Origin of the sequence: Martelella sp. NC20 (genome assembly GCF_013459645.1) — a bacterium.
Lineage (GTDB): Bacteria > Pseudomonadota > Alphaproteobacteria > Rhizobiales > Rhizobiaceae > Martelella.
Genome location: NZ_CP054861.1, coordinates 2,604,760 through 2,625,883 on the forward strand (window position 1 = coordinate 2,604,760; position 21,124 = coordinate 2,625,883).

At 63.4% G+C, this 21,124-nt stretch carries 22 protein-coding genes; 16 read left to right on the forward strand and 6 right to left on the reverse strand.

The genetic code is table 11. The features are described 5' to 3' along the window. Window position 1: 1 nt before the first annotated feature. The 3 genes from HQ843_RS12385 to HQ843_RS12395 form a co-directional block, all read right to left on the reverse strand. Entirely contained in the window at window positions 2-1,450 is a 1,449-nt protein-coding gene (locus tag HQ843_RS12385) for a metal-dependent hydrolase family protein (protein ID WP_180898028.1), read from the reverse strand. Between the two features lie 154 nt (window positions 1,451-1,604). Continuing rightward, window positions 1,605-2,696: an alpha/beta hydrolase gene (locus HQ843_RS12390; RefSeq protein ID WP_180898027.1), complete on the reverse strand. Its 1,092-nt coding sequence runs from the start codon at window positions 2,694-2,696 to the stop codon at window positions 1,605-1,607. A gap of 190 nt (window positions 2,697-2,886) precedes the next feature. Further along, on the reverse strand, window positions 2,887-3,918 hold the full coding sequence (locus HQ843_RS12395) for a magnesium transporter (protein ID WP_180898026.1): 1,032 nt from the start codon (window positions 3,916-3,918) through the stop codon (window positions 2,887-2,889). Between the two features lie 223 nt (window positions 3,919-4,141). On the opposite strand from HQ843_RS12395, the gene HQ843_RS12400 reads away from it, so the two are divergent. Further along, a complete protein-coding gene (locus HQ843_RS12400; RefSeq protein WP_180898025.1) occupies window positions 4,142-5,536 on the forward strand; it encodes a glutamate decarboxylase in 1,395 nt (464 codons plus the stop codon). Window positions 5,537-5,649: 113 nt separating this feature from the next. Here the strand turns inward: HQ843_RS12400 and HQ843_RS12405 are convergent, their stop codons facing one another. Then, on the reverse strand, window positions 5,650-6,369 hold the full coding sequence (locus HQ843_RS12405; RefSeq protein ID WP_180898024.1) for a helix-turn-helix transcriptional regulator: 720 nt from the start codon (window positions 6,367-6,369) through the stop codon (window positions 5,650-5,652). 174 nt (window positions 6,370-6,543) lie between these two features. Between HQ843_RS12405 and HQ843_RS12410 the strand changes: the two genes are divergently transcribed. The 6 genes from HQ843_RS12410 to nikR all read left to right on the forward strand — a co-directional run bounded on the left by HQ843_RS12410 (window position 6,544) and on the right by nikR (window position 11,870). Continuing rightward, window positions 6,544-8,106, forward strand: a complete 1,563-nt coding sequence (locus HQ843_RS12410) for an ABC transporter substrate-binding protein (protein WP_180898023.1) — start codon at window positions 6,544-6,546, stop codon at window positions 8,104-8,106. After that, the gene (locus tag HQ843_RS12415) at window positions 8,099-9,118 is read left to right on the forward strand and encodes an ABC transporter permease (protein ID WP_180898022.1); all 1,020 of its coding nucleotides are present in this window, start codon (window positions 8,099-8,101) and stop codon (window positions 9,116-9,118) included. Before HQ843_RS12410 ends, HQ843_RS12415 begins: the two co-directional genes overlap by 8 nt. After that, entirely contained in the window at window positions 9,111-9,977 is an 867-nt protein-coding gene (locus tag HQ843_RS12420) for an ABC transporter permease (RefSeq protein ID WP_180898021.1), read from the forward strand. The genes HQ843_RS12415 and HQ843_RS12420 overlap by 8 nt, the downstream gene beginning before the upstream one ends. Further along, complete coding sequence (locus HQ843_RS12425) at window positions 9,974-10,771, forward strand: ATP-binding cassette domain-containing protein (protein WP_180898020.1); 798 nt, start codon at window positions 9,974-9,976, stop codon at window positions 10,769-10,771. The genes HQ843_RS12420 and HQ843_RS12425 overlap by 4 nt, the downstream gene beginning before the upstream one ends. Then, window positions 10,764-11,351, forward strand: coding sequence for an ABC transporter ATP-binding protein (locus HQ843_RS12430; RefSeq protein ID WP_180898019.1), 588 nt, complete (start codon window positions 10,764-10,766; stop codon window positions 11,349-11,351). The genes HQ843_RS12425 and HQ843_RS12430 overlap by 8 nt, the downstream gene beginning before the upstream one ends. A gap of 90 nt (window positions 11,352-11,441) precedes the next feature. Continuing rightward, window positions 11,442-11,870 carry a nickel-responsive transcriptional regulator NikR gene (nikR, locus tag HQ843_RS12435; RefSeq protein ID WP_180898018.1) on the forward strand — a complete coding sequence of 143 codons (429 nt, stop codon included), beginning with the start codon at window positions 11,442-11,444 and terminating at the stop codon, window positions 11,868-11,870. 18 nt (window positions 11,871-11,888) lie between these two features. Here the strand turns inward: nikR and HQ843_RS12440 are convergent, their stop codons facing one another. Together HQ843_RS12440 and HQ843_RS12445 are read right to left on the reverse strand one after the other, a co-directional pair. Then, the gene (locus HQ843_RS12440) at window positions 11,889-12,815 is read right to left on the reverse strand and encodes an FUSC family protein (RefSeq protein WP_180898017.1); all 927 of its coding nucleotides are present in this window, start codon (window positions 12,813-12,815) and stop codon (window positions 11,889-11,891) included. Further along, window positions 12,815-13,201 carry a hypothetical protein gene (locus HQ843_RS12445; RefSeq protein ID WP_180898016.1) on the reverse strand — a complete coding sequence of 129 codons (387 nt, stop codon included), beginning with the start codon at window positions 13,199-13,201 and terminating at the stop codon, window positions 12,815-12,817. The genes HQ843_RS12440 and HQ843_RS12445 overlap by 1 nt, the downstream gene beginning before the upstream one ends. Before the next feature lie 27 nt (window positions 13,202-13,228). Between HQ843_RS12445 and HQ843_RS12450 the strand changes: the two genes are divergently transcribed. The 9 genes from HQ843_RS12450 (at window position 13,229) to HQ843_RS12490 (ending at window position 21,084) form a co-directional block, all read left to right on the forward strand. Beyond that, on the forward strand, window positions 13,229-13,531 hold the full coding sequence (locus tag HQ843_RS12450) for an urease subunit gamma (protein WP_026173120.1): 303 nt from the start codon (window positions 13,229-13,231) through the stop codon (window positions 13,529-13,531). Beyond that, a complete protein-coding gene (locus HQ843_RS12455) occupies window positions 13,515-13,949 on the forward strand; it encodes an urease subunit beta (RefSeq protein WP_246710364.1) in 435 nt (144 codons plus the stop codon). The genes HQ843_RS12450 and HQ843_RS12455 overlap by 17 nt, the downstream gene beginning before the upstream one ends. A 36-nt stretch (window positions 13,950-13,985) precedes the next feature. After that, the gene (locus HQ843_RS12460) at window positions 13,986-15,704 is read left to right on the forward strand and encodes an urease subunit alpha (protein ID WP_180898014.1); all 1,719 of its coding nucleotides are present in this window, start codon (window positions 13,986-13,988) and stop codon (window positions 15,702-15,704) included. A gap of 111 nt (window positions 15,705-15,815) precedes the next feature. Next, window positions 15,816-16,391 carry an urease accessory protein UreE gene (gene ureE, locus HQ843_RS12465; protein ID WP_180898013.1) on the forward strand — a complete coding sequence of 192 codons (576 nt, stop codon included), beginning with the start codon at window positions 15,816-15,818 and terminating at the stop codon, window positions 16,389-16,391. A 21-nt stretch (window positions 16,392-16,412) separates the two neighbouring features. Then, entirely contained in the window at window positions 16,413-17,135 is a 723-nt protein-coding gene (locus HQ843_RS12470; protein WP_246710365.1) for an urease accessory protein UreF, read from the forward strand. A 47-nt stretch (window positions 17,136-17,182) separates the two neighbouring features. Continuing rightward, complete coding sequence (ureG, locus tag HQ843_RS12475; RefSeq protein ID WP_180898012.1) at window positions 17,183-17,827, forward strand: urease accessory protein UreG; 645 nt, start codon at window positions 17,183-17,185, stop codon at window positions 17,825-17,827. A gap of 4 nt (window positions 17,828-17,831) precedes the next feature. Further along, a complete protein-coding gene (locus HQ843_RS12480; RefSeq protein ID WP_180898011.1) occupies window positions 17,832-18,767 on the forward strand; it encodes an urease accessory protein UreD in 936 nt (311 codons plus the stop codon). Between the two features lie 26 nt (window positions 18,768-18,793). Continuing rightward, window positions 18,794-19,780, forward strand: coding sequence for an urea transporter (yut, locus tag HQ843_RS12485; RefSeq protein WP_180898010.1), 987 nt, complete (start codon window positions 18,794-18,796; stop codon window positions 19,778-19,780). A gap of 62 nt (window positions 19,781-19,842) precedes the next feature. Next, on the forward strand, window positions 19,843-21,084 hold the full coding sequence (locus HQ843_RS12490; RefSeq protein WP_180898009.1) for an ammonium transporter: 1,242 nt from the start codon (window positions 19,843-19,845) through the stop codon (window positions 21,082-21,084). Window positions 21,085-21,124 lie beyond the last annotated feature (40 nt).

Consider the following 21,124-nt stretch of genomic DNA (forward strand, 5'->3'; position numbering starts at 1 on the left):
TCTAGCCCTGGAGGGAGTTCTTGAAAAAGCGGCCATCCTTCATGATCACCGCGAGATTATCCGGATTTGCGATCAGGCCGATATCGTCGAGCGGATTGCCGTCGACGAGAAGCATGTCCGCGAACGCTCCTTTCTCGATCACGCCGAGACGTCCATCATAGGGGTTGCGCTCGCCCGAGAGTGCCAGAAGTTCGCCGCTTCGGCTAGTCGCGAGCTTCAGCACCTCGGCCGGCGAGAACCATTCGGAAAGCCTTGCGAGCTGGGCGCCCTGCGTCTCTGTCCTGGCCGGATTGAAGAGGATGTCGGTGCCCCAGACCATGCGCTCGAAATTGAACTTCTGCGCCCATTCGAAACAGCGCACCGTGCCCTCGGCGATCATCTGCTGCTCGCCGCGCTGTTTGTCGGTGCTCATGGGGTTGGCGAACTCGCCGCCGAGAAAGGGCTGGATGCTCCACCAGATGCCCTTGTCGAGCATCATGCGGACCGTGTCCTCGTCGGCAAGCTGGCCATGCTCGATGCACTGGACGCCGTTGTCGATCGACCGGCGGATTCCCTCGGCGGTGTAGACATGGGTGCAGACATAGGTGCCCCAGTCGGTCGCCGCCTGGACCGCGGCGCGGATTTCCTCCGGCGTGAACTGAAGGCTCGGCACGGGGTCGTAGAGCGAGGAAACGCCGCCGCCGGTCATGATCTTGATCTGGCTTGCCCCCAGCAGCAACTGCTCGCGAACACGATTGAGAACCTGCGGCACCCCGTTTGCGATCGAAGAGATGCCCGCTTCCTCGGCATGGCTGAGATTTGACTGGTCGGAGGCCGGTATCTCGTATTGCGCCCGGAAATCGCCGTGGCCGGAGGTCTGGGAGATCATCGCGCCGGAAGGATAGATTCGCGGCCCGATCGCCTTGCCGCCATCGATGGCGCGCTTCAGCGCAAAGGACGGCCCGCCGACGTCGCGCACCGTGGTGAAGCCGCGCATCAGCGTCTTTTCCGATTCGTTGGCCGCCACCAGATGGACATAGGGGACCTGCGCGGTCACGGCAGTCTGCATCGGAATGGCGCAAAGCAGTGAATGCCAGTGCGAATCGATCAGGCCCGGGATCAGCACCCGGTTGCCGCAATCGATGACGTCGGCATCGGCCACGTCCTCGCTGACCGGAATCAGCGCCTCGATGCGATTGCCGCGCACGAGAACGTTCCGGCCCTCCACAAGCGCGTTCGAAACGCCGTCGAATATCCTGACATTCGAAAACAGGGTGGCGCGATCGCCATCGGCGGCAAAGGATGGGACCGCGCCGAGCGCGCTGGTCGCCGCCGCCGCGAAGATGGCCTTGAGGACCGAGCGCCGGTTGACGCCTTGCATCAGCCTCTCGTTCAGCCGGATGACCTCAGGCGTGTGGCACGGGCAGCCAGCGTTGTGGACAAGGTGCTGGTATTTGGAGCCGGCGCGCATATTTCCTCCCCATGCGATTGATTATGTGCGGCCAATTGTTTGTGAAGATCAACGCAATTGCAAGTCGGGGGCATCTCGAAAGTGCCACGTTTCAAAGCAAGCAGGGCCGGCGGGATGTGAGCCTGCTCTTTGCGATCTTTCCTGGATCGCACGGTCAGGGCGATGGCTTTTCGGCGGCCGGCACGGGCGTGAAGAAGCGCCCGCCCGCCCGGCGAAATCCGCCGCCGAGCAGGTCGTCATCGTCTTCCAGCTCGTAGTATATCGCCGCCATGGCGGTGTAGCGGCTGTGGCGCAGGGCATCGCTGGAGGAAATCGATGAAATGTCGAGCAGCAGGATATTCATCTCCTCGGCGGCTTCCACGACCTCCGGATCGGTGATGTCGAATTGCCCGGCGCGCTGGCGGTTGCCCTGCAGCAGGCGGGAAACGCGCAATGCATAGTCATCACCCGAAACCAGCACCATCAGCGGCGGATCGAGCGGTCCGATGGCGTTGACCTGGGTCGCGAATACGTCTTCGTCGATATCGGGCGCCGCCAGGATGACATTGAGTTTCCCGAGCGCCTTGGCGTCGCCCTCAAGGCTGAGCTGCCTGAGCGCTTCCATGGTCAGCCAGCCCCCCATGCTGTGGCCGAACAGCAGAACCGAGCGCACGGCCGACTGAGAGGTGACCTGACGAAGCACGTCGGTCAGGCCGTCGCGGGAAAAGGTCGCGGATTCCCTGTCGGTCGCATAGTCGAGGACGCGGGCCTGCGAGGGCCAGGAAAACAGGATCGGCACGCCGGAGATGTTGGAATCGGTCGAGAGCTGCGCGAGCCGGAACAGCGCTTCCTGGAAACTGACATTGAAGCCGTGGACAAACATCGCCGCATTGCCGTTCGGGCGGGCGGCCCTTCCGATCCGGCTGTCGAAAGCGGCCCTGGACAGCGCCGTATGGCGGATCACGGTGAAATCCTCGTCCGGACGGGCCTTGCGGGAAATGGGCCATTCGATTTCGCCGGATACATGGCCCGGCGGGATCGAGATCACGAATTCGGCGTAGCTCAACTCGTCCTCGCGCTCCCGGGTGAAGCCGTCGACGCGATTTTCGGCGGGCTCCCGCGTCGTCGCGACGTAGATGGTGACGCTCCGCGCCGCGACGGCATCCGGATGGGGGTAGAGGACTTCGGTTCCGGGGCGCTTTCCGCAGCCGGCGATGGCCACCAGCAGGAGGCAAAGCGAGATCGCGCGCAGGGCGCCGGCGAGCATGCGGGGCGGATTTGCGGTCCCCTGGCGTGGGAACATATTCCCTGGAATAGCGATCCGCATTGTACCTGCCCTCGGTAGATCGAAATTTGAGACTTACGGAATGTCACTGCCTGACCCCATGATTTTTAGTAGGGGTGAACCCGCCGAAAATCAATGGCGGGCATGCCGTGTAGCGGCAAATGGGGTTCCGCTACGGTGCGGCCAGCCCGAGCATGGAGGCGGTGATGGTGAAGTAGAGCAGCAGCCCCGTCAGGTCGACGATCGTGGTCAGGGCCGGGCCGGACACGACCGCCGGGTCCTGCCTGACGGCGATGGCAGCGAGCGGCAGAACGGCGCCGATCAGGGTCGCGGAAATGACCTGGGCGGCGAGCGCGATGGCGATCGCAAGGCCGATTGCCTCCAGCGTCATGGTGTCGGGCACGTCGGCGGCGTTCGAGATCAGCAGCACCTTCAGGAAGGCGAACAGGAACAATGTGCCCGCCATCAGCAGGGAGACGCGCATTTCCCGCCACAATATCCACAGCGCCTCGCGGGCCTTGACGTCGCCGGTCGTGAGCGCGCGCGTCACCAGGCTCGCCGACTGGGTGCCGACATTGCCGCCGGTATCGGCCACCATCGGCATGTAGAGCGCGAGGATCACGAGCGCATCGAGCGCGTCCTCGTAGATATGAACGACATAACCCGCGGCGAGGCCGGCCACGGCGAGCGCGAGCACCCAGGGAACGCGTCGGCGGAAGTCGGTCCAGACGGTATGATCGAAATAATCGTCCTTCATGCCGCCCGCGATGCCGACCCAGCGGTCGGCATCCTCATGCAGTTCCTCGACCAGAAAGGCCTTGGCCTTTTCGGCATGCACCACGCCGGCCACGCGGCCATCCTTTTCGAGCACGGGCATGAGATCGATGTCGCGGTCGATCATGTCATAGGATGTGCGCTCCGCCTCGGCTTCGCCGCGCCGCACTGTCGGCGCCTTTCTCGTCATGACCTGCTCGACGGGGCTGTCTACGCTCCCGTTGAGGCAGTCACGCAGGCTGACGATGCCGAGAAAATGCCCGTTGCCGTCAACCACGCAGGCACTGGTGTGGAAAAAACCGCTTCGTCCGGCAAAACGTTTTGTCGCCTCCGAGCACGTCAGGTCAGGGGAGAGAAGCAGCGGATCGGCATCCCAGATCGTTTCCACCGGTCTTTCCGGCGCAAGCATGGAACTGGCAATATCGGTCATCCTGTCGTCTCCCGTTTCCGTCGGCGCGGCTGGCTGCGCCCTCTCTGTCGTCGGCTGTTTGCGCCTCTGGCCCGCAGCTATAGCGGGTCAGGATTAAAGTTTTTCGAAGGTCGCCACGGCGACGAACGCTGCGCATGAGATAGTATCAACTTACTGTCACTCCTTGACCCCGAGTCAACGGGTCGGTACTTCTTTTATCGAAGTTCTGATTAGGGAGAGACCTGTGGCCGACAAACCTGCCGAAGACGACCTGTTCGATCCGAATGACGAAACCTACGGTTCAGCGGATTTCCTGACCGTCCTGCCCAAGTCGGAATTCCCGCAGAAAGTCCGCTCCCCGCGTTCGGCCTATGCCGCGGTCAAGGACGAGTTGATGATGGACGGCAATGCCCGCCAGAACCTCGCGACCTTCTGCCAGACCTGGGAAGAGCCCGAAGTCCATCAGTTGATGGATGACTGCATCGACAAGAACATGGTCGACAAGGACGAGTATCCGCAGACCGCCGAGATCGAGGCGCGATGCGTGAGCATGCTCGCCAACCTCTGGAACGCGCCGTCGGGGCCTGCGACCGGGGCCTCGACCACGGGGTCCTCCGAAGCCGCGATGCTGGGCGGGCTGGCGATGAAGCGGCGCTGGGAAGCGCGGCGCAAGGCCGCGGGCAAGCCCACCGACAAGCCCAACCTGATCACCGGGCCGGTGCAGATCTGCTGGCACAAGTTCACGCGCTACTGGGATATCGAGCATCGCGAGATCCCGATGGAAAACGGCCGGCTTCTGATGACGCCCGAGGAAGTGCTGAAGCTCTGCGACGAGAACACGATCGGTGTGGTGCCGACCCTCGGCGTCACCTTCACGGGCGAGTACGAGCCGGTGAAGGCCGTCGCGGACGCGCTGGATGACCTTCAGGTGCGCACCGGGCTCGATATCCCGATCCATGTGGATGGCGCCAGCGGCGGCTTCCTGGCGCCGTTCTGCGCGCCGGAACTCGAGTGGGATTTCCGCATTCCGCGGGTGAAGTCGATCAATGCTTCCGGCCACAAGTTCGGTCTGGCGCCGCTTGGCGTGGGCTGGGTCGTGTGGCGCGAGGAGCAGGACCTTCCCGAGGAAATGATTTTCTGGGTCAATTACCTCGGCGGCAATATGCGGGACATCACGCTGAACTTCTCGCGACCGGGTGGCCAGGTCGTCTGCCAGTACTACAATTTCCTTCGTCTCGGTCGGGACGGTTATCGCAAGGTGCATGAGGCCTGCTATCGCAGCGCGGCCTATCTTGCCGCCGAGCTGGAAAAGTCCGGCCTTGTCGATATCGTGTTCGACGGCGACATGAAACGCGGCATCCCGGCGGTGTCATGGAAGCTCAAGGAAGGGCTGAAGACCGATTACACGCTGTTCGACCTTGCCGACCGGCTGCGCTCGCGCGGCTGGCAGGTTCCGGCCTACACGCTTCCCGCCAATTGCGAGAACCAGGCGGTCCAGCGCATTCTGGTGCGCAACGGTGTCAGCATCGACCTCTGCTCGCTTCTGATTCGCGACATTGCGGCGTCGGTGGAATACTTCAAGGCGCATCCGATCGTCAGGTCGGTTTCCAGTGAAGAGGCCTCCGGCTTCCACCACTAGAGTTTGTCAGGGAAAAGTGGAATCCGGTTTTTCCGAAAAGACAAACGAAAACAAATAAATCTAACGTCGGAAAGCGACCGTCGCGTCTTCCGGGCGCGACGGCGGCGGTCCCGTCAATCGCTGAACCCCATCGCGGCATAGAAGGCGGCGGCCTGGGCCCGCGAGGTGACATCGAGCTTGGCGAGAATCTCACTCACGTGGTAGGCGATCGCGCGTTCCGAGCGGCCGACGATGCTCGAAATTTCGTTGTTCGTCTTGCCCTTGGCCATCCAGTTCAGGATCTCGACCTGAAGGTCCGACAGCAGCTTGAAACGGCGGATATCGTATTCGGAGAACTGGCCTTCCTTGAAAGCCGCCATACGCGCCACCGCGACGCTCGACAGGATCGTGACCGCATCGATGACGTGGGGGCATTGTGGGATTTTGTCGATCGACAGCAGGGTGATCGCGCTGGATTTTCCGTCGAGCGCCGGCAGCGGCAGCGTCAGGCCGCCGGTGATCCCCTGGAAGCGCACATAGTCATAATATTCCTGATGGTCGGACGTGTCCCAGTTTTTCTGGTGCCACAGGAGCGGGGTCTTGTTGAGCTCCAGGTGCATCATCAGCGGATCGCGTCCGGACCATTTGTCGTTGACGTAAGTGTCCAGCTCTTTCGTCGTCCAGGTCGTGAGTGTCGGTTTTTCCATGAACTCTGAGGGTGATGACCTGTTGACGCTGATGTTGTAGCTGATGAAGCCCAGCCTGTTCAGACCCAGGGTGAAGGCGGTCTTGAGCTCAGGAAGGTTCCGGGCGAAAGCTATCCTGCTCACGTCTTCGGATAGTGGTCGCAGCATTTCTTCCCCCTAACTACCTGTTTTAGAACATACTAATATTGTTAAATGATGACTGTCAATTCTGACAGTTTCGCTTTGGCAAGGGATCGACTATCGATCATGAATGAGTATGATGTTTCGTCATTGATGTCATACTTGTGCTGATTGGCTGTCACTCTCGAACCGGGGCTTTTCATGACAGGATTGGGTTTCAGGGCAAGCGTATTTCTCGTGTCGGGCCTGCTCGTTGCCGCGCCGCCGGCCTTTGCCAAAACTGACCTCATCCTTGCCATCGGCGGCGAGCCGGACACTGGCTATGATCCGTTGCTGGGCTGGGGGCGCTACGGCCATCCGCTGTTTCAGTCGACGCTGCTGAAGCGCGACGCCGCCCTCGACACCGTTCCCGACCTCGCCAGCGGGTGGTCGCTCTCCGATGACAGGCTGGTCTGGACCATCACGTTGCGGCCCGGCGTGACCTTCAGCGATGGCACGCCGCTTTCGGCCGAAGACGTGGCCTTCACCTACAACGAGGCGGCGAAAGCCGGCGGCGCGCTCGATCTGACGGTGATGGAAAGCGCCGAGGCGATCGACGATCTGACGGTGGCAATCCGCCTGAAGCACCCCTGGGTGACGTTTTCCGAGAATTTCTATTCGCTGGGCATCGTGCCATCGCACAGTTACGGCCCCGGCTATGCCCGCAACCCGATCGGCTCCGGTCCCTTCAGGCTGGTTTCGTGGGTGGAGGGGGAGCAGCTCATCGTCGAGGCCAATCCCGGTTATTATGGTCAAAAGCCCGCCTTCGACCGGGTGACCTTCGTGTTTTCCGGCGAGGATACCAGCCTTGCGGCTGCCCGCACTGGCCAGGTCGACATGGTCTCGGTTCCGGCCCTGATGGCAGACGACAGCATCGACGGGTTCCGCAAGCTCGTCGTGCCGTCCGTCGACAATCGCGGTCTCTCGTTTCCGATGACCGCTCCCGGCGTCATCAACGGCGAGGCGGTGGGCAGTGAAGTGACCTCCGACATCGCCATCCGCCGCGCCATCAATCTCGGCGTCGACAGAAAGCAACTCGTCGAGGTGGCGCTGAACGGATACGGCCGTCCGGCCTACGGGCCCGCCGACGGACTGCCATGGTCCAATCCCGAGGCCGCCGTCGCCCATGACCCGGATGGCGCGCGCGCATTGCTGGACAAGGCGGGCTGGGTCGTCGGCGATGACGGCGTCCGCGTCCGCGATGGCGTGCGCGCCACCTTCGATATCTATTTTCCGGCCTCCGATTCCGTCCGCCAGGCTCTCGCGATCGTCACTGCCGAACAGCTGAAGTCGCTCGGGATCGCCGCCCGGCCGATGGGCGCGACCTGGGAGCAGATCGGGCGCGTCGACCATCGCCAACCGGTGATGTTCGGCTGGGGCAGCCACAGTCCGCTCGAGGTCTACAGCCTCTATAATTCGGCCTGGGGCGGCATCGAATTCTACAATCCCGGCTATTTTTCCGACGAAACCGTCGATACCCATTTCGCCGATGCCCAGCACTCGGCGAGCCTGGAGGCGTCCTACCCCGACTGGCAGGCGGCGGAATGGGACGGGGAAACGGGATTTTCCGCGAAGGGCCTTGCCGGCTGGGCCTGGCTCGTCAATCTCGATCATGTCTATTTCGTCAATGACTGCCTTGATCCCGGCGATACCCAGATCGAGCCGCACGGCCATGGATGGCCGATGACCGCGATGATCGAACAATGGAAATGGACGTGTGAGTAACCCTGCCTTCCGCCCCGTCTTCAGGTTCCTTGCCACGCGCATCGCGCGGCTCGCGGCCGTGCTGCTGCTGGTTGCCGTCGTGGCCTTCACGCTCGCCAAGGTCTCCCCGGTCGACCCGGTCAATGCCTATCTCGGCATCGACATCGCACGAGTCGGCCCGGAACAGCGCAACCTGATCGCGGCGCGCTGGGGGCTCGATCAGCCGCCATTGGCGCAGTTTGTGCTCTGGGCCGGGAACCTGCTTCACGGCGATCTCGGCTTTTCGATGATCTACAATGCGCCGGTTGCCGAGGTGATCGCCGCGCGTTTCTGGACGTCGCTGCCGCTCGTCGGGCTCGCATGGCTGTTCTCCGGCATTTTCGGTTTTGTGCTCGGGGTCGTTGCCGGCGCGAATGCGGGGTCGTGGCTCGATCGGGTGATCCGGCTCTATGCCTATTTTCTCTCCGCTGCGCCGACTTTCTGGATCGCGATCCTGCTGCTGATCGTGTTTGCCGTCGCGCTTGGCTGGTCGCCTGTCTGTTGCGCCGGGCCGCTCGGCGTCGTGCCGGCCGACGTCACGTTCGCCGAGCGGCTGCAGCATCTCGCCCTTCCGCTTGCGGCTCTCACCCTGCTCGGCGTCGCGCAGGTCGCGCTGCACACGCGGGCGAAGATCGCCGAGATCCTGCAGCTCGATGCCGCCCTTTACGCCCGCGCGCAAGGGGCGGGGAAATGGGACGTCGTGCTCCGGCACGGGGTGCGCAATGCGGCGCTGCCGGCGATCACAATCCTGTTTGCCTCGCTCGGCGAACTGTTCGGCGGTTCGATCCTTGCGGAGCAGGTCTTCGCCTATCCGGGCCTTGGCCAGGCCGCCGTTGCCGCCGGCGTCCGTGGCGACGTGCCGCTGCTGCTTGCAATCACCCTGTTCCTCACTTTGTTCGTCTCGGTCGGCAACATGATCGCGGACATGCTCTATCATCTGGTCGATCCTCGGATCCGGGAGGCGGAATTCGCAGCGGGAGGCGTGCATGGCTGAAACCTGCCAGACGCCCGCGCCGGAACCGATGATCCTGCCGCGCATGGGCAACAGGGTCTGGACGCTCTCGGTCGCCGCGATCGGGCTGGCGCTGATCCTGTTCGTTCCCGTTGCCGCGCTGATGGCGGGGTCGGCCGGAATCGCCCCCGATTTCGCCGCGCGGCTGGCTTCGCCGGACTGGCAGCACTGGTTCGGAACCGACCAGATGGGGCACGACATGATGGCGCGTACGGTGAAGGGCCTCAACACCAGTCTCTGGGTGGGGCTTGTGGCCTCGGCCTGTTCGGTGGTGATCGCCACGGTTCTGGCGATCGTCTCCATCGTCGGAGGCAAATGGGTCGACGGGCTGGTGTCGCTACTGGTGGATGCCGCGATCGGTCTGCCGCATCTGGTGCTGCTGATCCTGATCTGCTTTGCCCTTGGCGGCGGGCCGGTTGCGGTGACGCTTGCCGTCGCGCTCACCCACTGGCCGCGCCTGACGCGGATATTGCGGGCGGAAGTGCTGCAGATCCGGCAGGCGCCCTATGTCGTGTCGGCCCGGCATTTCGGCCGGTCCTGGGCCGCGATCGGCATCGGCCACATCCTGCCGCATCTGCTGCCGCAGATGCTGGTCGGCCTCGTCCTGATGTTTCCGCATGCGATCCTGCACGAGGCGAGCCTGACCTTCCTGGGGTTCGGCCTCGACCCGACGCGGCCGGCGATCGGGGTCATGCTGGCGGATTCGATGCGCTACCTGACCGCCGGGAAATGGTGGCTCGGCCTGTTTCCCGGCCTCTGCCTGCTCGCGCTCGTCCTCTGCTTCGATGCGGTCGGCAACGGCCTTCGTCTCATCCTCGATCCAAGGACGGCCGAAACATGACGCTCCTTTCCTTCCACGATTTTGGCATCGGCTTCCGCCGCTACAGCGGCCTGCTTTCGACGCGGGAGATACCGGTCGTCAGCGGTATCGGTTTTTCCGTACGGCGCGGCGAGGTGGTGGCCCTGATCGGCGCCTCTGGCGGCGGCAAGAGCCTGATCGCCCATGCGCTGTTCGGCGTCCTTCCCCCGAATGCGTTGACCTCAGGCGCGATCCGCTTCGAGGGCCGGATCGTCGACCGGGACAGCCGCCCCTCGCTGCTCGGGCGGCGCATGGCGCTGATGCCGCAATCGATCAGCCATCTCGATCCGATGGCGCGCTGCATCAGCCAGCTTCGCTGGGCGGCGCGGCGGGCGGGTGCTACGGCGGATGATGCCCGCCTTGCCGCAACCCTCGCGCGGTTCGGGCTCGGGGAGGAAGCGGGCAATGCCTTTCCCCACCAGCTTTCCGGCGGCATGGCGCGGCGCATGCTGATGGCGATCGCGACCATCGGCGATCCGGATCTGATCGTCGCCGACGAGCCGACGAGCGGGCTCGATGACGACAATGCCGATGTCGTGCTGGCGCGGCTTCGCCGGCTTGCGAACGATGGCAAGGGCGTTCTGCTGGTTACGCACTCGCTTGCCTCGGCGCTTTCCTATGCCGACCGGGTTTGCCTGATCCGCGATGGCCGGCTCGAAGGCGAGGAAGACGCCGCCGGTTTTTCGGGCGGCGGCGGCGGGCTGCGCACGGCCTATGCGCGCGTCTTGTGGCGGGCCTTGCCGCAGAACGAATTTCGGGGTGGCGATCATGCTTGAGGCAAGACGCGTCCGGTTCGGTTACGGCGCGCGCGCGCCGGTGGTCGACGGGTTCGATATTTTTATCCGCCCGGGCGAGATCGTCGGCCTCACGGGCCGGTCGGGCGCCGGCAAATCGACGCTGGGACGTCTTCTCGCCGGATATCACAGGCCGGCCTCCGGCCAGGTTCTGGTCGATGGCAAGGCCCATGCAAAGGGCTACAACACGGTGCAGTACCTCCACCAGTCGCCGATCTTCGCCGTCGATCCGCGCTGGACGGTGGGTCGGATCATCGCGGAGGGCTGGTCGCCCGACGAGGAGACGCGGCAGGCGCTCGGCGTTTCGAAGAACTGGTACGACCGTTTCCCGCACGAGATTTCGGGCGGGGAACTGCAGCGGATCGCGGTGCTGCGCGCGCTCGGCCCGCGCACCCGATACCTCGTTGCCGACGAGATCTCGGCGCCGCTCGATCCGCTGACCCAGGCCCAAATCTGGGACGCTCTCATTGGCGCGGTGCGCAAACGCAATCTCGGCATGCTCGTCATCAGCCATGACCGTCCCCTGCTCGCCCGCCTGTCCGGGCGCGTCGTCACGCTCTGATCGTCTTTGTCCGGTCGGCCGATCGGCGGTTGGCGAATAGCGGGAAGGCGGTTATCAAGGGGCTGGCCGAGCAATGAAGGAAACCGAGCGATGCAGCGTGTCACCGTGACCCTCGACGACGATCTGATGGACGAGCTGGACAAGGTCGTCCGGGAGCGCGGCTACCAGAACCGCTCCGAGGCGATCCGCGACCTGACGCGGGCCGGCATGCAGCAGACCCTCGTCGACAGCGGCGCGGTCGGAGACTGCATCGGCGTGTTGAGCTATGTCTATGATCACGAGGCGCGCGATCTGGCGCGCCGGCTGACCAACACCTTCCATCACGACCACGACCTCTCGGTCGTCAGCACCCATGTCCATCTCGACCATGACCGCTGCCTCGAAGTCTCGATCCTCAGGGGCGAGCCGGGCGTGGTGAAACACCTCGCCGATCACGTGATCACGGAGCGTCATGTGCTCCATGGCAAGCTGGTCCTGATCCCGGTGGACGACAGCGAGCCGGGCGGCGAGGGCGCCTGATCACTTCTGTCCGTCCGCTCAGGCTTTTCTGGCGGAAGCCGCAGTGCCGGCCAGTAGCGGCAGTATCAGCGCGGCGAGCGCGATCCCGCCGATCGTCAGCAGCACCCGGTTCGCCGTGATCGCGAGAACGCTGCCATCCGCCTGCAGGTTGAAAGCAAGCGCGATCGCGGTCAGGCAGAACGACCACGGCGCGTATTTCTTCGCGCCGATCATCAGCATGGCGAACACGAGGGACCCAACAAGGGCGGCATGGAGCCACGGGACGGGGGAAAGGCCGAGGATCAGGCCGCCGGCTGCGGCGCCAAGCGTGGTGCCGAGCCCCCTTGCCCTCATCCGGTAGAGCGTCTGCTGCCGCGTCGGCTTCATCACCCTGAGCCCGGCTGCCGGAAGCCAGCACGGATGCGTGCCGGGTATCAGGGAGGCGAGGCCGCTTCCCGCGAGGGAGACCGCGACCATGCCCGCCGCAAAGCGACGCTGGCCGGGATCTGCCGCAAGTGCGAGCCTACCGCTTTCGGGCGGCGACGTGGCGGTCGGAATGGCAAGGCTGACGAAAATGCCTGCCCAGAGCGTTCCGGCAAGAAAGCTCAGGCCGTAGGCGGTAATCCCTCCGGCAGGCACCTGACCGACCGAAAGAAAATAGGCGAGCGCGCCAAGGGCGATCGGCAGGCGAAGATAGCCGCCTTTCAATTCGCCGAGGCATTGCGCCAGCGCCGCGATCACCGCGCCGGCGAAAAACAGGCCGGACCCCAGCGAAACGGAAGCGCCCAGCGTAGCGAAGAGACTGATGGCGATGGCCGAGGCGAACAGCAGCGGAGCCCGGCCGGAGGGCGGAAGGCGGGGAAACGACACGCCCAGCAGATAGGCCCCGAACGAGGCCACCATGCCATGGGAAGTCGCGCCCGCGGCGATGCCCGCGACCCAGGGCGCGATGATGGCGAGCGCCATCACGCCCGCGCTTCGACCTCTTCCGCCAAAATCGATGAAGCGCATTTCCGGTCGAGAACCTGCTTTAACGCGTGGAAAGGTCGGTCGCCGACAGCGCCGCCCGGAGATGCCGGTCTGGGCGCGCCGACCACAAGCAATGCATGATGCGCCGGTCCGCAAAACCTGACAACTGTCATATCTGACAGTTTATCGCAGAACATGTTTGGCCATATCCTTGCCCTCACAAAGCGGGACTTCAGATCAAAGCGGTTCCTCTTCGGCCCCCTGCATTCCGGTAGATGTTTCCGGCGCAGGGCGAAAGAGAGAAAATCGTAATTCTTCAAGTGTTTACCCGGCGCGAATCGCCAGAAAACACGCTTGTTGCTGAAGGCCACGCGGGTGCGCATCCAGCCATTGTGACAGGGGAGACTTATATGCATTTCACGCCTCGAGAGATCGACAAGCTGATGATCTACACGCTCGCGCAGGTCGCGCAGCAGCGCAAGGATCAGGGTCTGAAGCTCAACCACCCCGAAACCGTCTCGCTCATTTCCGTGGCCGCGCTGAACGGCGCCCGCGCGGGCAAGACCGTCGAGGAGGTCATGGAAATCGCGCGCAAGGAAATCACGCGCGACGATGTGATGGAAGGGGTCGTCGACATGATCCCCTACGTGCAGGTGGAGGCCGTCTTCACCGATGGCAGCCGTCTCGTCACCATCCATGATCCCATTCAGTGAGGGCTTCGACATGACGAATGACAAGAAAACGCCGGTCGGTGGGCTGGTTCTCGGCAAGGGCGATATCGAGATCAACGCCGGCTATCCGACGACCACGCTCAAGGTGCGCAATACCGGCGACAGGCCGATCCAGGTCGGTTCGCACTTTCATTTCTTCGAGGTCAATGCCGCGCTGGAATTCGACCGCGAGCAGGCCTTCGGCAAGCGCCTGAACATTCCTGCAACGACCGCCCTGCGCTTCGAGCCGGGCGATGAGAAAGAGGTCACCCTTGTTCCCTACCAGGGCAAGCAGCGGGTGCTTGGCTTCAACGGTCTGGTGAACGGCTGGGTTGGCGACGAGAGCTACAATGATTCCCGTCCTCGGCTGGCCGATGCGATGGAGCGCGTTGAAAAATACGGCTTCAAGTCCGCCAAGTAACCGCCCGGTACAACCTCATTCGACAGGATTTTTGAAATGGCCAAGATTTCAAGACAGCAGTATTCCGACCTCTACGGCCCGACGACGGGCGACAAGATCCGTCTCGGCGACACCGACCTCTACATCGAGATCGAGAAGGACCTCCGTGTCTATGGCGAGGAAGCCGTCTATGGCGGCGGCAAGACGCTGCGCGACGGCATGGGCTACGACAACGAGCTCACCAGTGCCGCGGGCGCCCCCGATCTCGTCATCACCAACGTCACCATCCTCGACCCCGTGCAGGGCGTCATCAAGGCCGATGTCGGCGTCAAGAACGGCAATATCTGCGCGATCGGCAAGGCCGGAAACCCGTCCACCATGTCGGGCGTCACGCCGGGCCTGGCGCTCGGGCCGGGCACGGACGCGATCTCCGGCGAGCACCTGATCCTGACGGCCGGCGGCATCGACGCCCACGTCCACTTCATCTCGCCCCAGCAGGCGGAAGCGGCGCTTTCCAACGGCGTCACCACGCTGTTCGGCGGCGGCATCGGCCCGACCGACGGCACCAACGGCACCACCATCACCCCCGGCACCTGGAATGTCGAGATGATGCTGCGGTCCTTCGACGGCTGGCCGGTCAATGCCGGCGTTCTCGGCAAGGGCAACTGCTCGGCGCGCCTGCCGATGGAAGAGCAGCTTCGCGCCGGTGTCATGGGGCTCAAGATCCACGAGGACTGGGGCAGCACGCCGGAGGCGATCCGCACGGCGCTTCGGACCGCCGATGACTTCGACGTCCAGGTCTGCATCCACACCGACACGCTGAACGAGGCCGGCTTCGTCGAAAACACGATCGCCGCCTTCGAAGGCCGGACGATCCACACCTACCACACGGAAGGCGCCGGCGGCGGTCATGCTCCGGACATCATCCGCGTCGCCGGCCAGTCCAACGTCATTCCGAGCTCGACCAACCCGACGCTGCCCTATGGCATCAATTCGCAGGCCGAATTGTTCGACATGACGATGATCTGCCACAATCTCAGCCCGAAGATCCCGACCGACGTCGCCTTCGCCGAAAGCCGCGTCCGCCCGGAAACCATCGCGGCGGAAAACGTGCTGCATGATCTCGGCGCGATCTCGATCCTGTCCAGCGACAGCCAGGCCATGGGCCGCGTCGGCGAGAACTGGGCGCGCACCATCCAGACCGCGCATCTGATGAAGGACCGGATGGGCGCCTATGACGGTGACAGCTCCGGCAATGACAACGAGCGCGTCCTGCGCTTCGTTGCCAAGGTCACGATCAACCCGGCAATCGCGCAGGGCGTCAGCCATGTGATCGGCTCGGTCGAAGTCGGCAAGATGGCCGACCTCGTGCTCTGGGAGCCGGCCTTCTTCGGCGCAAAGCCGAAAATGGTGATCAAGGGCGGCCTGATCTCCTGGGCGCTGATGGGCGATCCGAACGCCTCGCTGCCGACGCCGCAGCCGGTTCTCTACCGTCCGATGTTTGGCGCATATGGCTCGGCGCTGCCGAAGACCCGCGTCACGTTCACATCGCTGGCGGGCTATGAGGACGGTATCGTTGACCGCTACCAGCTCCGGTCGCAGGTCGTCCCGGTTTATGGCACCCGCACGATCAGCAAGAGCTCGATGGTGCGCAACAGCGCCCTGCCGGAGATCGAGGTCAATCCGGAAACCTTCGCGGTCACCGTGGACGGCAAGCACGCGACCGTCGAGCCGGCGACGACCATTCCGTTGAACCAGCTCCACTTCTTCAGCTAGTTTCGATGGCCGGGCGGAGCATGTCTTCGCCCGGTACGTCCACCAACAACGACGCCGGAAAGTTCAGCCGGAAGGCTGTCCTTTCCAGGCGCAGAGAATGCGGCGAACACCATGATCCTTGTCGAAAAAATCCTTGGCAACCTGAAGGATGCCGACTGGCACAAGCGCTCCCACGAGGCGACGGTCGACTACCTCGCGCTCGAACAGTGGGAAGCGCCCAAGAACCGCCTGCGCAAGGCGAGCGAGGGCGGAACCGAGCTGGCGATCTCGCTGCCGCGCTCGGAGCATCTCCACAATGGCGACGTCCTTTATTACGACGAGGCCAGCAACACCATCATCGCCGCGCAGATCGCGCTGAAAGAGGTCATGGTGATCGAGCTCGAAGGGCTCGAAACGCTCGCGCCGCAGGAAATCCTGCGGGTGTGCTTCGAACTGGGCCACGGGCTCGGCAACCAGCATTGGCCGGCGGTGATCAAGGGCAGCACGGTCTATGTGCCGCTCTCGGTCGATCAGAAGGTCATGGCCTCGGTGATGAAGACCCATGCCTTCGAAGGCGTGACGAGCCGCTTCGCGCCGGGCGAGGAGATCGCCGCCAAGCTCGACGCGCGCGAGGTGCGAATGCTGTTTGCCGGCGCCGATGCGACGCCGCACCATCATCATCACGAGCACGGCGATCACCATCACTGAGCGCAAGGCACGGGGCAGGGAATGTCAGACAAGAATAACGGCCGGGCCCACTGCGAACACGAGATGATCCTGCTTGCGCGTCTTCTGCAGTTTTCCGATTCGACGCTTCCCGTGGGAGCGTTCGCGTTTTCCAACGGACTGGAATCCGCGATCCAGACCGGCGTCGTCAGCGATGCGAAAAGCCTTGAGCGGTTCGTCGAAACGGTCGTCCGTCAGGCCTCGAACATGGATGGCATCGCCTTCCTGCATGCCCATCGGTCAGCCATGAGCGGCGTTTATGACGCGGTGCTTGAGGCCGACCGGGAATTGTGGAACCGCCGCGTTGGCGAGGAACAGCAGATGATGCTGGCGCGCATGGGGCGCAAATTCGCCGAGCTTTCACTCAAGATCAGCAGTTTTCCTGATCTTGAGCGCTGGCTGGCCGACATCAAGGCGGGCAATACGCCCGGCTGTTTTCCCATCGGCCAGGCCATGGCGCTTGCCCATATGGGCGCGGATGAGAAACAGGCCTTCGTGGTCCATCAATATGGCGTTTCGGCCATGATCATGAGTGCTGCGGTGCGGCTGATGCGGATCGATCATCTCGATACCCAGCGCATCCTGTTTTCCGTGCAGGGCCGCGTCGGGGACGATTACGAGCGCGTCAGCGGTCTGGAACTCGATGAAATGTCCGGCTTCGCGCCGGTCTTCGATGTCCTGGTGGCCCATCACACCAAAACCCATGTCCGGCTGTTCATGAACTGACCGGCGAAAAAGGCCGGTGAAAAAGGCCGGCGAAAAGGATTGGCACAATGAAGAAAATCACGCGTATCGGCATTGGCGGCCCGGTCGGATCGGGCAAGACGGCCGTGATCGAAACCATCACGCCGCGTCTGATCGAGCTTGGCGTCAAGCCGCTGATCATCACCAACGACGTCGTCACCACCGAGGACGCCAAGCAGGTGCGGCGCACGCTCAAGGGCGTATTGGTCGAGGAAAAGATCGTCGGCGTTGAAACAGGGGCATGCCCGCACACCGCCGTGCGCGAGGACCCGTCGATGAACATCGCCGCGGTCGAGGAACTGGAGGAGAAATACCCCGACAGCGACGTCATCCTGATCGAATCGGGCGGCGACAACCTGACGCTGACCTTCAGCCCGGCGCTCGCCGATTTCTACATCTACGTCATCGACGTTGCCGCCGGCGACAAGATCCCGCGCAAGAACGGCGCCGGCGTCTGCCAGTCGGATATTCTCGTCATCAACAAGACCGATCTCGCCCCTTACGTCGGCGCGGACCTCGGCGTCATGGACCGCGATTCCAGGCTGATGCGCGGCAAGAAGCCGTTCGTGTTCACCAATTGCAAGACCGGCGAGGGCGTCGACGAACTGATGAAGCTGATCATGGACATGGCGCTGTTCGACGTGACGCCCGCAGCCGGCGAAGCCGCAGAGTGATTTCATGAGCCTCCACGAACGCCTGCGCCGGATCGACGAATACCGGGAACTGAGCGGTTACAAGACCGAGCCCGCGCAGATGCGGGCCGCCGGCCCCGGAAAGATCGGGGCGCTGCGCCTCGGCTTTTCGGTCCGAGGCGGCCGTTCGGTGCTGTCCGATCTCTACCGGATGACGCCGCTTCTGGTGCAGCAGGCGCTCTACTGGGATGAGGCTATGCCGGAACTGCCGATCTGCTCGATCATCTCGATCGGCGGCGGCATCCTGCAGGGCGATCGCTACACGATCGACATTTCGGTGGGCGAGGGAGCGTGCGCCCAGGTGACCTCGCAGGGCGCCAACCGCATTCACCAGATGGACGCCAACTACGCCTCGCAGCACCAGACGGTGACGCTTGAGAAGGACGCCTATCTCGAATTCCTGCCGGACTTCACCATTCCCTATCGCGGCTCGCGCTTCATCAACGACACCGATCTCGTGGTCCACGAGGAGGCGACGCTGCTCTATGGCGAGATGATGATGACCGGCCGCAAGCACCATCATGAAAGCGAACGTTTCGGCTTCGACCTGCTGTCGATGACCGTCAATGCCCGCCGGCCCGACGGACGCAAGCTGTTCACCGAAAAGGTGCTGATCGAGAAGGGCAACGAGACCATCGATTTTGCCGCGGTGATGGGCGGTTACGATGCCTTTGCCAACATCCTCTGCATCACGCCGCCGGCCGTCGCCGAGCGCATCCGCGAGCGGGTCGGCGTCAGTTTCGGCGATGAGCGGCCGCGCGCCGTCTCCGGCGTCTCGACGCTTCCCAACGGCGCCGGACTGATGCTGCGTGTCGTCGGCATCGAGAGTTACGACGTGCGCGCGGAAGTCAGGAATTTCTGGAAGGTCGTCAGGGAAGAAGCCCGCGGCAGAACGCTGCCGGAGGAATTTCTCTGGCGTTGATCAACAACCAAGAAGGGGGTGCGGATATGGCGGAGAAACGGAAAGATTTTGCGACCCAGTGCCTGCGCGGGGCGGGACAGGTGTTCTTCATGGAGAACGCGCTCACGGGCGCGCTTTTCATCGTCGCGATCGCCTATGCGAGCTATGCCGGGGGCAACTGGGCGACCACGATCGGCGCCATTGTCGGTCTCGTCGTCGCCACGCTCACCGCGCGGCTTCTGGATTGCGATGGCGATTCGATCACCTCAGGCCTTTTCGGCTTCAACGGCATCCTCGTCGGCGTCGCGATCCCCACCTTCATCAGCGTTTCGCCGCAGCTCTGGTTCTATGTCGTCATCGGCGCGGCCATGAGCACGGTGGTGACGGCGGCGCTCGGGGCGATGATCACCAAAAGCTGGGGCATTCCGGGGTCTACCGGCCCGTTCGTGCTGACCGGCTGGCTGCTGGTGGCGGGGGCCTATACCTTCGGCGCGCTCGATGTCTCCGGCGACCATCCCGAACTGGTGTCGGACTATATCAACGGCGTGACGATGGTCCCGTCCCATATCGAACTCGTCCAGATATTCTTCCGCAATATCGGCCAGGTCTATCTTCTCGGCAACGAGATCAGCGGCGCGATCATCCTTGTCGGCATCCTGATCGCCTCGCGGGTGGCCGGTATCGCCGCCATTTGCGGCTCGTTGATCGCCATGGCGACGGCGATCGCGCTGCGGGCGGAGCCGCATTCGGTGGTCCAGGGGCTCTATGGCTTCAGCGCGGTGCTGACGGCGATGGCGGTCGGCGTCGTGTTCCTGAAGCCGTCGCCGCGTGTTGTCGTCTATGCGTTGCTCGCCACCATCGTCACGGTTTTCCTGCAGGGCGCCTATGACGCGCTGACCGAGCCGCTCGGCCTGCCGTCCTTCACCGCGCCCTACGTGCTGACAATGTACCTGTTCATCGCGCCGAAGAAGCTGCTTGCGCCGCATCCGCACAGCGCGGTCGGAGAGCATCTCGTTTCCGATACCGATACCTGAAACACGGCGCGACCGGGGCGGTCGCGTCAATTCCAAAACACGCGCTTTCAAAGGAGAAAGCTATGCACGCGATCAATGCGGGGGATACCGCGTTTGTTTTGATCTGCACGGCGCTGGTCTGCATGATGACACCGGCACTGGCATTGTTCTACGGCGGTCTGGTGAAGCAGCGCGATGTGCTGTCGATCATGATCCAGAACTTCGTCTGCATCGGGATCGTCAGCATCATCTGGGTGTTCGGCGGTTTCAGCCTGGCCTTCGGTCCGTCGATCGGCGGCATTATCGGCGATATCCGCCCCTATTTCGGCATGTATCATGTCGGCATCTCGCCGAATGACGCCTATGCGCCGAATGTGCCGTTCATCATGGTGTTCGCCTATCAGATGATGTTCGCCATCATCACGCCGGCGCTGATGACCGGGGCGTTCGTCGGCCGCTTCAAGTTCGGCGCCTATCTGATCTTCGTGGCGGCCTGGACGATCCTGATCTACCTGCCGGCGGCGCACTGGATCTGGGGCGGCGGTTTCCTGGCCAAGATGGGCGTCGTCGATTTCGCCGGCGGCATCGTGATCCACACCTCCGCCGGTTTCTCGGCGCTCGCCGCCGCCCGCTTCCTCGGCAAGCGCAAGGTCGCCGTCGGCGATCCGGAAAGCCAGCCGGCGAGCCTGCCGCTGGTGGCGCTCGGCGCGGGTCTGTTGTGGTTCGGCTGGTTCGGCTTCAATGCCGGCGGCGCCTATGCGGCGGATGCGCTCGCGGCCTACGCCTTCACCAACACCATGCTCGCCGGGGCAATTGCCATGCTGGTCTGGATGTTCTGGGAATGGCGTGAGAGCAAGCGGGTTTCCTTCTCCGGCGTTCTCGTCGGCGCGGTCACCGGTCTTGCCACGATCACGCCCGCCGCCGGCTATGTCGAACCGATGGCGGCGCTGCTGATCGGGGCGATCGGCGCAACCGTCTGCTACAATGCCAAATACGTCCAGGAATGGCTTAAGATCGACGATACGCTGGAAGTCTGGCGCGCCCATGGCGTCGGCGGCCTCACCGGCGCGGTCCTGATCGGGTTCATGGCCAGCTCGCATATCAATGCGGTTTCGGCGAGCGCCCATCAGCTCTTCGTGCAGGTTCTCGCCGTCGTTATCGTCGCTGCCTATTCGTGGGTCATCACGACGATCCTTCTGAAGATCCTCGCAGGCTTCGGCCATTTGCGGGTGGCTGACGATATTCAGGAGGAAGGTGTCGATGAAGACATGGTTGGCGAACGCGCCTTCAATCTCTGGAACATGAAGAACGACATCAACAAGTAGGCTATCATCGCGGCAGCCGGGTGGCTTCATGGCCATCCGG

Bases quoted from the DNA above. Each gene is read 5' to 3' on its own strand.
- HQ843_RS12385 (WP_180898028.1), bottom strand. From the start codon at position 1,450: ATGCGCGCCGGCTCCAAATACCAGCACCTTGTCCACAACGCTGGCTGC.
- HQ843_RS12390 (WP_180898027.1), bottom strand. From the start codon at position 2,696: ATGCTCGCCGGCGCCCTGCGCGCGATCTCGCTTTGCCTCCTGCTGGTG.
- HQ843_RS12395 (WP_180898026.1), bottom strand. From the start codon at position 3,918: ATGACCGATATTGCCAGTTCCATGCTTGCGCCGGAAAGACCGGTGGAA.
- HQ843_RS12405 (WP_180898024.1), bottom strand. From the start codon at position 6,369: ATGCTGCGACCACTATCCGAAGACGTGAGCAGGATAGCTTTCGCCCGG.
- HQ843_RS12410 (WP_180898023.1), top strand. From the start codon at position 6,544: ATGACAGGATTGGGTTTCAGGGCAAGCGTATTTCTCGTGTCGGGCCTG.
- HQ843_RS12420 (WP_180898021.1), top strand. From the start codon at position 9,111: ATGGCTGAAACCTGCCAGACGCCCGCGCCGGAACCGATGATCCTGCCG.
- HQ843_RS12425 (WP_180898020.1), top strand. From the start codon at position 9,974: ATGACGCTCCTTTCCTTCCACGATTTTGGCATCGGCTTCCGCCGCTAC.
- HQ843_RS12430 (WP_180898019.1), top strand. From the start codon at position 10,764: ATGCTTGAGGCAAGACGCGTCCGGTTCGGTTACGGCGCGCGCGCGCCG.
- nikR (WP_180898018.1), top strand. From the start codon at position 11,442: ATGCAGCGTGTCACCGTGACCCTCGACGACGATCTGATGGACGAGCTG.
- HQ843_RS12440 (WP_180898017.1), bottom strand. From the start codon at position 12,815: ATGGCGCTCGCCATCATCGCGCCCTGGGTCGCGGGCATCGCCGCGGGC.
- HQ843_RS12445 (WP_180898016.1), bottom strand. From the start codon at position 13,201: ATGCGCACCCGCGTGGCCTTCAGCAACAAGCGTGTTTTCTGGCGATTC.
- HQ843_RS12450 (WP_026173120.1), top strand. From the start codon at position 13,229: ATGCATTTCACGCCTCGAGAGATCGACAAGCTGATGATCTACACGCTC.
- HQ843_RS12455 (WP_246710364.1), top strand. From the start codon at position 13,515: ATGATCCCATTCAGTGAGGGCTTCGACATGACGAATGACAAGAAAACG.
- HQ843_RS12460 (WP_180898014.1), top strand. From the start codon at position 13,986: ATGGCCAAGATTTCAAGACAGCAGTATTCCGACCTCTACGGCCCGACG.
- ureE (WP_180898013.1), top strand. From the start codon at position 15,816: ATGATCCTTGTCGAAAAAATCCTTGGCAACCTGAAGGATGCCGACTGG.
- HQ843_RS12470 (WP_246710365.1), top strand. From the start codon at position 16,413: ATGTCAGACAAGAATAACGGCCGGGCCCACTGCGAACACGAGATGATC.
- ureG (WP_180898012.1), top strand. From the start codon at position 17,183: ATGAAGAAAATCACGCGTATCGGCATTGGCGGCCCGGTCGGATCGGGC.
- HQ843_RS12480 (WP_180898011.1), top strand. From the start codon at position 17,832: ATGAGCCTCCACGAACGCCTGCGCCGGATCGACGAATACCGGGAACTG.
- yut (WP_180898010.1), top strand. From the start codon at position 18,794: ATGGCGGAGAAACGGAAAGATTTTGCGACCCAGTGCCTGCGCGGGGCG.
- HQ843_RS12490 (WP_180898009.1), top strand. From the start codon at position 19,843: ATGCACGCGATCAATGCGGGGGATACCGCGTTTGTTTTGATCTGCACG.